Raw genomic sequence first — 11708 nt, 5'->3', positions numbered from 1 at the left:
ACATGAATTTCCAGAACTGGGGCCGTGTCAGTTTTTTGCGGAATTGTTCCTTCCCCGACAGCAATGCCCCGTGAACCTGGAAAATACTCTTCGCCAGATCTACACCAATCATTGTATCCTTCATTTTGCCGTCCTCTCCGTTAGATGGTCTACAGACCACCATCTTGGCACATTGCGATGCCGTCAGGGGAGGGCGGCAACCACCCCATCTTCAGTACCTGGAACAGCACATCGCTGATCCTACCGGCGCCAGCCGGTAGTGGTTCAGTGCTGGTCGGACGGCCATGGGCGTTGGCCTGCAAGTCGACCTTCTGCTTTGACAGCTTTTTGTCCTGAAGGGAGGTGATGCTTGCCATCAGAGACGCCCTTTTTACATGAGATGAAATTTTGAGGTGAATTTACACGACACGGGTTCACCAGGATTGACCAGCGTCAATTGTTGAACTCCGGTCTCGACCAGCGGATTCAAAGGCGCCAATCGGGATTGTGTGTCGAGCCTGCGACATTGCCGAACAGGCGTGCAAATTGATCAACGTCAATTGCCACTTTGTTTTTTCTGGCAACTCTACTTCCAAATCAAGGGTCTGACCTCAGCTGTGCCCGGCCAGTCCCGCGCATGCGCCAAGCCTTGGCCATAGCCGCCGATTTCACGTCCGGTAGCGGCGCTCTACTTGGTTCGGGTCATAGGAGGAATACAATGCCGACAGACAGTCCAGCGCAGGGTGCCTTATCGCCCGAAACCGCATTCGGGACGTTGGGGCAGGGGGCATTCTGAGCGGAACGATGGGGACGCGCATCGCAATAACGTCCAGAGGTGACACATGAGCGCAAAAGCTCTGCATGGGGCCGACATATCTGGTGATGGTCGCATCGCGGCCATTCGAGGCGGCGTTGTTGATGTGATTTTCGATGACGCAATCCCGCGCATCCGTGACCTGCTTTACGTTGGCGATGTCGCCCTGGAAGTCGCGGCGCTGATCGGCGACGGAATGGTGCGGGCCATGGCGCTGGCACCTGTCCGGGGGCTGGGCCTTGGCATGGCCGTACGTGCCACTGGCAAGCCGATCGAAGTGCCGGTCGGGCCAGAAGTGCTCGGCCGTATGCTCGACGTGTTCGGCGCACCGATGGATGGCGCCCCCGCGCCGGATACGGCCCTGCGGCGCAGCATCCATCAAAGCCCGCCGAAACTGAGTGACCGCGTGCCTCAATCTGAAATCCTCGAGACGGGGATCAAGGCACTTGACCTTCTGTCGCCGATAGAACGGGGTGGCAAGACCGGGCTCTTTGGTGGCGCGGGCGTCGGCAAGACGGTTCTGATCACGGAACTGATCAACAACACCGTCCAGCACCACAAGGGCGTAAGCCTCTTTTGCGGAATTGGAGAACGGTCGCGCGAGGCCGAAGAGCTGTACCGCGAGATGGGCGCGGCCGGCGTGCGCGACAAGACGGTCTTGCTGTTCGGCCAGATGAACGAGGCGCCGGGTGTGCGGTTCCTTGTCGGCCAGACGGCGCTGACAATGGCGGAGTATTTCCGCGATGACAAAGGTCAGGACGTTCTGCTTTTGATAGACAATATCTTTCGTTTCGTACAGGCGGGAGCGGAAGTCTCGGGCCTCATGGGGCGAATGCCGTCCCGCGTAGGATACCAGCCGACAATGGCGACGGAACTGGCCGGGTTGGAAGAACGCATAACGTCGACGAAGCGTGGTGCGATCACCTCGATCCAGGCGGTCTATGTTCCAGCTGACGATTTCACCGATCCGGCCGCCGCGCATATTTTCTCACATCTCTCGGCGTCGGTGGTTTTGTCGCGCAAGCGTGCCAGTGAGGGGCTCTACCCGGCGGTGGACCCATTGGCCTCCGCCTCTATGATGCTGACGCCCTCCGTGGTTGGACAGCGCCACTATGACATCGCCCGTGCAGTCCGTCGCACACTGGCCGAATACGAAGAGTTGCGCGACATCATCGCAATGCTGGGCCTGGAAGAGCTTTCATCCGCGGACAGGGCTATAGTTGCGCGGGCACGGCGGTTGGAGCGCTTTCTGACGCAGCCGTTTTTCACGACGCAATCGTTCAGCGGGACCAAAGGCAAGCTTGTGCCCATCGCAGATACGCTGAAGGGGTGCGAAACGATCCTCGACCAGACGGATTTCGATCTGCCCGAGAGCGCCTATTATATGATTGGTGGCCTTGAAGATCTGGAGGCGGAATCATGACCATGGCACCCGACATGCAGGTCACCCTCCGGCTGCCAACCCGGACGCTGTTTGACGGACAGGCCACGCGGCTGTCCGCCGTTGCGCCGAACGGGGCATTCGGAATTCTGCCGAACCATGTGGATTATGTCACGCCCATTATGCCATCGGTACTGACCCTTCAGCTTGTCGATGGCACCGAGGAGATATTCGGGCTTGATGAGGGGTTGCTGGTCAAGCGAGGTCACAGGGTGACTGTCGTCGCCCTGCGCGGTGTGCGTGGCGACGATCTCGATACACTCAGGGACACGGTCGAGGCGAGTTTCATCCAGATGGATGAGGAGGAACGGCAGGCGCGTTCGGCCCTGTCACGGCTTGAAGCGGATATGGTGCGCCGGTTCGTCGAATTGAAAAGGCCGGGATCATGACCGGAAAACACGACAAACCGGCAGAAGATATCGCGCGCCAGGCTGAGCGTAAGAAGTCAAACCGTGAAAATCCCGGACCAAGCCCTCTGCGTGGCATTGGCACCTTTGGCATGATCGGCTGGTCGATTGTCGTGCCAACTGTGGGCGGGGCGTTTCTGGGCCACTGGCTCGACCGTGTCGCGCCGCAGAGCTTTTCTTGGACGTTGGCCTTGATCCTCGGCGGCGTGGTGCTTGGTGCCTTTATCGCGGCGGCATGGATCAACAAGGAAGGAGGCGGGCGATGATACATATCGATTGGGCCATGATGGCTTTTGGATTGGCTATAGGCGCTGTGATGAGTGCCATGTTTTTCACGGGGCTTGGATTGGGGATGCGGGCGGCACTTCGATCTGCCCATCCCGTGCGGGTGCTTATGCTGAGCGCCGGTCTGCGAATTTCTTGCCTTCTGGGGGTTGGTTGGCTGATCGTGGATCAGGCGGGGCCGTGGCCGCTTTTGGGATACGCCGCTGCATTTGTCCTTGTCCGCGCCATTGCGACCATGGTCGCGCGCGCAGGATTGCCGGTCAGGAGTGCAGAATGACGCTTTCTCCGGATCAGAACATCCTTTTCGAGATATGGGGCATAGCGATCAACGCGACCGTCTTTTTCACTTGGGTTGTCATGGCGTTGCTCACGCTGGCCGCAGGGCTCATCACGCGCAATCTGCGCCCGGATGTGCCACCGGGCCGCTGGCGCACGACGCTGGAAGTCATTGTGCTGGGCATCCAGTCGCAGATCGAAGAAGTCTCAGGGCGTCGGGAAGACCATCTGCTGTATTTTGCCGGCACCCTGTTTTTGTTCGTGGCCGTCTCCAACCTGCTGCTCGTCGTGCCGGGGTTTACGCCTCCGACCGCGTCTCTTTCGACGACCACCGCGCTGGCGCTGTCGGTTTTGATTGCTGTACCGCTGTTCGGCATCACCAGCCGGGGTCTGGGCGGGTACCTCAAGACCTACCTGGAACCCTCCGTTGTGATGTTGCCGTTCAACATTATCTCAGAGGCATCGCGCAGCATTTCACTGGCTATTCGCCTCTACGGCAACATCATGAGCGGCGCCGTGATCGCCGCGATCCTGCTCAGCATCGTACCGTTCTTCTTTCCTGTGGTCATGGACGTTCTCGGTTTGCTGACCGGAATGATCCAGGCCTACATCTTCGCGATTCTGGCGACGGTCTACATTTCGAGCGCCACCGCATCATCCCAGCCAAAAAAGGACACTCAATGACCGAGCTTACCATTATCGCAGCCGTATCGATTTTTACCGCAGGCCTGACGGTTTCATTCGGAGCTTTGGGCCCGGCACTCGGAGAGGGACGCGCAGCATCGACGGCCCTCACCGCCATCGCGCAGCAACCGGACGCGGCCTCGACAATATCGCGAACTCTGTTTGTCAGTCTTGCCATGATCGAGTCGACGGCGATCTATTGTTTTGTCGTCGCGATGATCCTGATCTTTGCAAACCCGTTCTGGAACGCGGCGCTGGAAGCGGCCGGAACGATGGGCGGCTGATATATGTCGATTGACTGGATCACTGTGGCGGCTCAGATCGTCAACTTTCTGGTGCTGGTCTGGCTTCTGAAGCGGTTTCTGTATCGCCCGATCCTCGACGGCATAGATGCACGTGAAGAAGAGATCACGCAGCGCATGCAAGAGGCCGTGCACGCGCGCGAGGAGGCCGAGACCAGAGAGCAGGAATACCAAGATCAGATAGAAAGCCTGAACCTGAAACAGGCGGATATGACTGAAACGATCCGGAAAGAAGCCGAAAAGCAGCGTGACGTTCTGCTGGCCGAAGCGCGCGAGAGGGTGGAGAACGAACGCGCCTCCTGGTCTAAACACCTTGATGAAGAGAAACGGAAATACACCTCCAGACTGCACCGGGTCGGCGCTTCGGCGATTCTGGCACTGACCGGCAAGGCGCTCACCGATTTGGCGGACGAGACACTGGAGGAGCGCATGGTCCAATCGCTTGCGCGGCGGATCGAGCCGATGGCATCGGACCTGAAGAGGGCGGCTGGACAAGCCGCAGAAGCCGTCGTGACGTCGCACGCCGCCTTGTCTCAGGCGGGCCAGGACGCAATGGAATCGAAATTGAAGGAGGTGTTTCCCGACCTCTCCGTTCGGTTCGAAACGAACGAAGAGCAGTCGCACGGCCTCATTCTGCGGATCGGAGGGGCGCAGCTGGCCTGGACAGTAGAGACCTATCTCGACGGGCTTGACGAGATGATCGACGCGCAACTGTCCTCGCGAGAAGGTTCCGGAGCACAGTCCGATGAGCAATAGCACTCATGCGGAAGATAGAGGCCCGGAAGACAGGGCCTCGGAGGACATGCTGAGCAAGCTGCTCGACAGCCCGTCACCCGGGCCTCGTCTGAGCGAGATCGGGCGGGTGGCCGAGATTGCGGATGGCATCGCGATCGTGTCCGGCCTTGAACACGCCTTGTCGGAAGAGTTGCTGCGCTTCGCCAGTGGCGTTCAGGGCATCGTGCTCGACCTCGAGCCCGGTCGGCTTGGTGTCGTGTTGCTCGGCCCGTCCGCAGGGGTCAGCATTGGCGAAAGCGTGATGCGGACCCGCAATGTCGTCAGCACCAAGGTCGGTGCGGCACTCTTGGGCCGTGTTGTCGATGCGCTCGGCAATCCGTGTGACGAGCAAGGTGCAATTACGGTTGAAGAGGTCCGACCCGTTGAGGCGGAGGCCCCGAAGATACTTGACCGGCAAGCGATAACACGCCCGCTTGCGACCGGGTTCAAGGTGGTCGATGCGGCGGTTCCGGTCGGTCTGGGGCAGCGACAGTTGATCATTGGCGACCGGCAGACAGGTAAAACGTCTCTGGCCGTGGATGCAATCCTGAACCAGAAATCCAGCGACGTGATCTGCATCTATTGCGCCATCGGGCAGCGGGGCGATGCCGTGGCCAAAGCCATCGGAGCAATCACCGAGGGTGGCATGATGAAACGGACCATCATCGTGGCTGCGGGCGATGAGGATGCTGCGGCGCTCGCCTACGTGGCGCCCTACGCCGCACTGACCATGGCCGAATACTTTGCCGATCAGTCAAGGGATGTCCTGGTGATCCTCGATGATCTCACTCACCACGCGCGATCCTATCGCGAACTGGCGCTTTTGCTGCGCCGTCCGCCGGGACGAGAGGCGTTTCCCGGCGATATCTTTTATATCCATGCCCGATTGCTGGAACGCGCGGGGCAATTCACCGAGGCGGCGGGCGGTGGCTCGATCACGGTTTTGCCGGTGGTTGAAACGCAGGCGGAAAACCTCAGTGGATATATCCCGACCAACCTTATCTCGATCACCGATGGGCAGATTTACCTGTCACCTCGTCTTGTGCGCAAGAACCAGTTCCCGGCGGTCGATCTGGGCAAATCCGTCAGCCGCGTTGGTGGCAAGGCTCAAAGCAAGGCCTTTCGTTCAGTGGCAGGTAATCTCCGGGTCACCCTGTCGCAATTCGAAGAGCTCGAGGATTTCGCGCGCTTCGGCACCCGTCTGGATGAGGCGACGCGCAAGAGATTGACGCGCGGCGCAGCAGTGCGGACGTCTCTGCGTCAGGCAGAGCGTGACCCGATGACGGCGATCGAACAACTCGCCGTTCTCGTTTCTGCAATGGAGGGACATTTTGATGGGCTGAGCGAAGCCGAGACAATGCGTGTGATGGCGGCACTCAGATCAAGGGTTGCGCGCGAGCTCGGCGATATCGCGGAGCGTATCGGCGGTAACGACGCGCTGAGTGACCAAGATCGCAACCGGATGCTGAAGCTTGGGTCCGCCGCCCGCAAGAACTTGGAAGGTCATGATGGCGCAAACTCTTGAAGCACTTTCGCGACGCATGACGAGTATGCAGGATATCCGCAGCATCGTGCACACGATGAAAACGCTGTCGGCGATCAATTCGGCGCCCTATGAACACGCCGCAAGTGCGATCGCGGCCTATCACGAAACCGTTTTGTTGGGTTTGCATGCGTTCCTGAGCCAAGTCGGTCCGCTTGATGTCGGCCGGCCGGTCAATGGTACGAAATTTTTCATCGTGTTCGGGTCAGACCACGGTCTGTGCGGCAACTACAACGAGGCCCTTGCGGCCCATCTGACACAGCACATGGCGGGCGGCTCCGAGGGAAGCGCCATTCTGTGCGTCGGGGCACAGATGACAGATGCGCTGAGCGATCTGGGGGTGACACCCAAAACGACGGTCTTTCCGCCAGCATCCGTTGATGGCATCGGTCGGCTGGCCAACCAGTTGACCCAACAGCTTGCCGAAATACAAAACAGCCTCGGGTCGGGCGACATGGCCGTATCGCTGGCATATGTCACGCGCGACGGACCCGTTGGACAGCGGCCAGTGGTGACCGATCTTTTGCCCCTCGACCCAGGCCTTGTGCGAAACCTGCAAAAAAAGCCATGGTCCTCGCGAAGCTTGCCGTCATTTTCGATGCCGCCATCCGACGTGTTTCAGGCCTTGGTCCGGGGGCACCTTTTCGCAAGCATTTTCCATGCTGCCGCCGAAGCGCTTGTTACGGAAAATGCGGCCCGTTTGGCGCAGATGCAGCAGGCCGAGAAATCTGTTGATGACAGATTGGAGAGCCTTGGTTCGGAGATGCGATCGGTACGTCAAAGCGAAATCACCACTGAACTGCTCGATGTGATCATCGGATTTGAAGCGCTGAAAAAGAAGCATCACAACACGGCACGTCAGCCCAAAGACGCGCATTCCGGTGAACCTGGGCAAACCTAGACCGCACTGCTTTTGGCTCGCGAAGACCTGCGCGGCTTTTACCTTCGGAGGCAAACACATGTGACGATTGACGCATGTCAATTCTGCCGATCTTTCAGAGTGGCATCTTCGACGTTCCAGGTCTGAACAGAAGTGGGTTGTCGATGTCGCTTTCAAAACAGAAGCCGGAACCGGCCCATCCGCATGTTCGCCAGGTTGCGCTTCCGTGGAAGACGCCCAAGCCCGATGTCGAAGACCCAAGGGCCTCTGCGCTGGTGGCCGAACTTCTGAAAAGCCCCGAATACCGCCAGGCCGATGAGGATGTCGCGTTTCTCCAGCAGGATGAAACCCGCGGTGTGCGATTGCAGATAGACTATCAGAAGGCGGAAAACCTCTTGGGGGAGCACGGTATCGGGCAGTCGATCGTCGTCTTTGGAAGCACGCGCATCCCCGAGCCGGGTGCCGCACGCCAAGCCCTGTTGGATCTGGAAGCACAGATCGAAAAAGACCCGGACAACGCTGAGATAAAAACCCGCATCACGATTGCACGACGCATCCTCGACAAGAGCCGTTATTATGAGATTGCCCGTGAATTCGGCCGCGTTGTAGGGCGCGCGGAGGGGTGCGACTTGGCGATTGTCACGGGCGGTGGCCCAGGTCTGATGGAGGCCGCAAATCGGGGCGCGCACGACGTCAAGGCACCAACGGTCGGGATGAACATCGTTCTGCCTCACGAGCAGTTTCCCAATCCCTATCTGACACCCGGCCTGTGTTTCAGCTTCCACTACTTCGCAATCAGGAAACTTCATTTCCTGCTGAGGGCACGGGCTCTTGTCGTCTTTCCTGGTGGTTTTGGAACGCTGGATGAATTGTTCGAGACCCTGACGCTTATTCAGACGCGAAAAATCCAACCTGTGCCGGTGATCCTTGTCGGGCGGAGCTACTGGACGAGGGCATTCGACCCTGACTTTCTGGTCGAGGAAGGGGTGATTGATCCCGAGGATAGGGACCTCTTTTGGTACGCAGAAACTGCCGAAGAGATCTGGCAAGACATCCGCCGCTGGTATGACCGGGCCGGGCTGCGATTGACCAAGGACGGGACCTGAAATGCGTATTTCCTTCCACGGAGCGGCTGGCGGCGTGACGGGGTCGTGTCATCTCGTCTCGGTCGGGGGACGAAACATCCTGATTGACTGCGGTATGTTCCAAGGCGGGCACGAGCTTTACGAAGACAATGCCGCGCCCTTCGGCTTTGACCCTGCTTCGGTCGACATCCTGCTTTTGACCCATGCGCATCTGGATCACTGCGGTCGGATACCGCTGTTGCTGAAACGCGGTTTTTGCGGCGAGATCGTCAGCACAGCTGCGACACGCGATTTGGCGCGTCTGGTTCTGATGGATTCAGCGCATCTGCACGAGGAAGAGGCACGGCGCCGCAAAAGGCATGGGCACAAGGCCGCGCCGCTCTATGATACAGTAGACGCGCTGGACGCCATCGAACTATTCGGGCGTAAGGCCGAGTATGGCAAGCCGCTGGAGATTGGAGCGGGCATGACCGCCACTTTCTTTGATGCGGGTCATATCCTCGGATCGGCAAGCATTCTTCTGGCAGCCGTTGACGGCGGACGCCGCCGTCGCATCCTGTTTTCCGGTGACATCGGTCCGGATGAGCGACCGCTCCTTGATCCACCGGCTCCGCCGGGCGGAGTTGACGTCGTTGTAATGGAAACAACTTATGGGGATCGAGATCACCGCTCACTTGATGCCTCGATCGAGGAACTCTACCAGGCCATCAACGACGCGGATTCGCGCGGCGGAAATGTCATCATTCCGACCTTCGCGCTTGAACGTGCGCAAGAGCTGCTGTTTTTTCTGCGGGAAGGGATGCAGGCAAAGAAAATCCGCTCATCGCTTAAGGTTTTCCTCGATTCCCCAATGGCGATTTCCGCCACCAAGCTCTTTGAGCGTCATCCCGAGGCGATGAAATCCGAGATCTCGAAGATGCTGCGCAGCGGCCAGGACCCCTTCAAGCTCCCCGATCTTCACTTCGTGCGCGAGGCGTCGGAGTCGATGGCGCTGAACCGTCTGCGATCAGGTGCGGTCTTGATAGCCGGGTCAGGCATGTGCACGGGCGGCCGGGTACGCCACCACTTGCGCCACAATCTGGCCCACAGCGACTGCAGCATTATTTTCGTCGGGTTCGCGGCAGAAGGCACTCTTGCACGTATCATCGTGGATGGGGCGAAATCGGTGAAACTGTTCGGCCACGACGTTCCCGTCCGCGCACATATCCACACGATCAACGGCTTTTCGGCGCATGCCGGGCGCAAGGAATTGCTGAACTGGCACCGCCATACCGGCACGCCCGAAGTCACGTTTCTGATCCATGGGGAAACAGGAGCGCGGCAAAGCTTCGCCAAGGTCTTGAGCGGAACACGGGTTGAGATGCCCAAGCAACATCAAAGTTTCGCGCTTTGAGTGAGCGCACCAACACATAAGGGCGATCAGTCAGGAAACATGGAACAGAAACGGCGTGAGCGCGATCAGGGGAGAGAAGACGCAAGCGTCCTAATGAAACGGTACAGACAGGTGTCGAACCCCGTGAAGTGCCTTTGCGCGATGACGCTCTGGCCGACAGACTCTCAAAGGCGACGTGTAGCGGAGGCGCACAACGGCTTCAGAAGCGGCGGGAGTGGACCGAAGGACACAGTGAGAACCAGATTGATCAAACCGACCCAGGAGGACAGCAGACATGATAGAATTCATGAAAGAGAGCAGCGCAGGCATTGTTGGCCTGCATGTCACCGGCATGCTTCACGAAAGTGACTATGCGGAATTTCTGCCCAAGCTCGAAGAGCTTTTCCGCGAACATGGCACACTGCGGGTATTATTCTATGCGGATTCGGACTTTCGGGGATGGGACATGTCGGCGGCCTGGCAGGATGCGTCCCTGGGCTTTCGCCATGCCGCTGATTTTGAACGCCTCGCGCTTGTGGGGGCGCCCGACTGGGTTGTCTGGTGCGTTCGATTGAGCGCTTTTCTTTTCAAAGGCGAGGTTCGCGTCTTTTCCGCAGAGGAATTGCAGGATGCATGGCACTGGCTGAGAGGATGAGTCACCCTGTCTGCGGCGACACCGGCATTGGTGTCCAGGGCCAGTCTTTGGGGCACGGTTTTCATCAGGCTTGAGGTCTTGATCTCAGGGATGCGCCCCGATGGGGCGAGCCGCCTGCACAGGTCTAATGCATCATCAGCACGGGCATGGACGAATTCCTGATGACATGACGCGTCACACCTCCGAACAAGGCTTCGGAATACCGAAACCGGCCATAGCCGCCCATGACAATAAGTCCGCACTGATGGTCTTGCGCCGCCGTCAGCAGCGCGTCGGTGATGGACCCAAGGCCACGCTTGCGAATTTCGATTTTCGAGCAAATACCATGCCAGGCCAGCCGGGCGGCGACATCCTTCAGGTCGGGCGGCTCATCGTCGGGTTGGGCGGGACGCGCAAAAACTGAAGGCTGCCGTGATGGCCGTGGCGTCCGCGGCCGGCAGCCGCGCGGCACGGTCTGAGACGAGCCTGGAAGACGCGTTCATTCGCTTAATCGGCGGGACAGGCGATACGCAGACATGACGATGAGCTTTTCTCGCTCTCGACTGCGCTCGATCCTGCGCAAGGAAGCGATTCAGATGCGCCGCGACCGGGTGACATTTGCGATGATGCTCGGTATCCCGCTCATGCTTCTGATCCTCTTTGGTTTCGCGATCAACACCGATCCCAAGCGGCTGTCGGCCGCGCTCGTCAGTCCGGCACAGGACCGCTATACCCGCGCCATCGTCACGGCTCTGGAATTGACCGGGTATTACAGGTTTACCTATCCGAATGCGACCGCAAGCGAAGCTGAAAGGCTTATCGCGCGCGGGGAGGTCTATTTTGTCGTGACTATTCCTTCGGATTTCGGCAGCCGGGTCGAGAGGGGAGACACGCCACGGATCTTGATCGAGGCGGATGCCACTGACCCGGCGGTCGCATCCGGCGCGATATCGACGCTGCGAACGGTCGCCGCCCAAGCGCTTTTGCACGAACGCGATGCCGAAAACCAGGCGGCAGAAGCCGCGCGCGGCAGCCTTCAGGTCATTGTTCATCGCCGCTACAACCCCGAAGGCATCACGCAGTACAATATCGTGCCCGGATTGCTGGGAGTATCCGAAACTCTGTGTATGAGGCTTAGCCCATGCGTTTGAAACGGATCATTTGTTGAACCGTTCTGGGTATAGGATAGCGAACTGGTTGCGGGCGGCAACCCATTCCCTGACGCAGTGGCC

15 protein-coding genes and 1 pseudogene are annotated in these 11708 nt (G+C 59.0%); 13 read left to right on the top strand and 3 right to left on the bottom strand.

Features of this window, described 5'->3' with window-relative positions; all coding sequences use genetic code 11:
* Both ROG8370_RS21505 and ROG8370_RS18695 read right to left on the bottom strand, forming a co-directional pair.
* A pseudogene (locus ROG8370_RS21505) lies at window positions 1-124 on the bottom strand (IS110 family RNA-guided transposase); the annotation flags it as partial.
* Window positions 125-149: 25 nt separating this feature from the next.
* On the bottom strand, window positions 150-356 hold the full coding sequence (locus ROG8370_RS18695) for a hypothetical protein (protein ID WP_085828655.1): 207 nt from the start codon (window positions 354-356) through the stop codon (window positions 150-152).
* A 465-nt stretch (window positions 357-821) separates the two neighbouring features.
* Here ROG8370_RS18695 and atpD point away from each other — a divergent pair, with 465 nt between their 5' ends.
* The 12 genes from atpD (at window position 822) to ROG8370_RS18635 (ending at window position 10497) form a co-directional block, all read left to right on the top strand.
* Window positions 822-2216, top strand: a complete 1395-nt coding sequence (gene atpD, locus ROG8370_RS18690; RefSeq protein ID WP_085828654.1) for a F0F1 ATP synthase subunit beta — start codon at window positions 822-824, stop codon at window positions 2214-2216.
* On the top strand, window positions 2213-2623 hold the full coding sequence (locus tag ROG8370_RS18685; RefSeq protein ID WP_085828653.1) for an ATPase: 411 nt from the start codon (window positions 2213-2215) through the stop codon (window positions 2621-2623). The genes atpD and ROG8370_RS18685 overlap by 4 nt, the downstream gene beginning before the upstream one ends.
* Entirely contained in the window at window positions 2620-2907 is a 288-nt protein-coding gene (locus ROG8370_RS18680; RefSeq protein ID WP_085828652.1) for an AtpZ/AtpI family protein, read from the top strand. The genes ROG8370_RS18685 and ROG8370_RS18680 overlap by 4 nt, the downstream gene beginning before the upstream one ends.
* A complete protein-coding gene (locus ROG8370_RS18675) occupies window positions 2904-3203 on the top strand; it encodes an N-ATPase subunit AtpR (protein WP_212580123.1) in 300 nt (99 codons plus the stop codon). Before ROG8370_RS18680 ends, ROG8370_RS18675 begins: the two co-directional genes overlap by 4 nt.
* Complete coding sequence (locus ROG8370_RS18670) at window positions 3200-3886, top strand: F0F1 ATP synthase subunit A (protein ID WP_085828651.1); 687 nt, start codon at window positions 3200-3202, stop codon at window positions 3884-3886. Before ROG8370_RS18675 ends, ROG8370_RS18670 begins: the two co-directional genes overlap by 4 nt.
* Entirely contained in the window at window positions 3883-4170 is a 288-nt protein-coding gene (locus ROG8370_RS18665; protein ID WP_085828650.1) for a F0F1 ATP synthase subunit C, read from the top strand. Before ROG8370_RS18670 ends, ROG8370_RS18665 begins: the two co-directional genes overlap by 4 nt.
* A gap of 3 nt (window positions 4171-4173) precedes the next feature.
* Entirely contained in the window at window positions 4174-4944 is a 771-nt protein-coding gene (locus ROG8370_RS18660) for a F0F1 ATP synthase subunit delta (RefSeq protein ID WP_085828649.1), read from the top strand.
* Complete coding sequence (locus ROG8370_RS18655; RefSeq protein WP_085828648.1) at window positions 4934-6487, top strand: F0F1 ATP synthase subunit alpha; 1554 nt, start codon at window positions 4934-4936, stop codon at window positions 6485-6487. Before ROG8370_RS18660 ends, ROG8370_RS18655 begins: the two co-directional genes overlap by 11 nt.
* Entirely contained in the window at window positions 6435-7406 is a 972-nt protein-coding gene (locus tag ROG8370_RS18650) for a F0F1 ATP synthase subunit gamma (protein WP_245827517.1), read from the top strand. Before ROG8370_RS18655 ends, ROG8370_RS18650 begins: the two co-directional genes overlap by 53 nt.
* 74 nt (window positions 7407-7480) lie before the next feature.
* On the top strand, window positions 7481-8491 hold the full coding sequence (locus ROG8370_RS18645; RefSeq protein ID WP_245827513.1) for an LOG family protein: 1011 nt from the start codon (window positions 7481-7483) through the stop codon (window positions 8489-8491).
* A 1-nt stretch (window position 8492) separates the two neighbouring features.
* The gene (locus ROG8370_RS18640) at window positions 8493-9863 is read left to right on the top strand and encodes an MBL fold metallo-hydrolase (RefSeq protein ID WP_085828647.1); all 1371 of its coding nucleotides are present in this window, start codon (window positions 8493-8495) and stop codon (window positions 9861-9863) included.
* A 286-nt stretch (window positions 9864-10149) separates the two neighbouring features.
* Entirely contained in the window at window positions 10150-10497 is a 348-nt protein-coding gene (locus ROG8370_RS18635; RefSeq protein WP_170925304.1) for a SpoIIAA family protein, read from the top strand.
* Between the two features lie 124 nt (window positions 10498-10621).
* Here ROG8370_RS18635 and ROG8370_RS18630 read toward each other — a convergent pair whose 3' ends face one another.
* A complete protein-coding gene (locus ROG8370_RS18630) occupies window positions 10622-10948 on the bottom strand; it encodes a universal stress protein (protein WP_085828645.1) in 327 nt (108 codons plus the stop codon).
* A 64-nt stretch (window positions 10949-11012) separates the two neighbouring features.
* On the opposite strand from ROG8370_RS18630, the gene ROG8370_RS18625 reads away from it, so the two are divergent.
* Window positions 11013-11627, top strand: a complete 615-nt coding sequence (locus ROG8370_RS18625; protein ID WP_139838225.1) for an ABC transporter permease — start codon at window positions 11013-11015, stop codon at window positions 11625-11627.
* Window positions 11628-11708: the final 81 nt, after the last annotated feature.

The sequence above is a fragment of the Roseovarius gaetbuli genome, from assembly GCF_900172365.1.
Classification (GTDB): domain Bacteria; phylum Pseudomonadota; class Alphaproteobacteria; order Rhodobacterales; family Rhodobacteraceae; genus Roseovarius; species Roseovarius gaetbuli.
The sequence above is the reverse complement of the archived record's forward strand: the minus strand, read 5'-3'. Positions and strand labels throughout refer to the sequence as shown.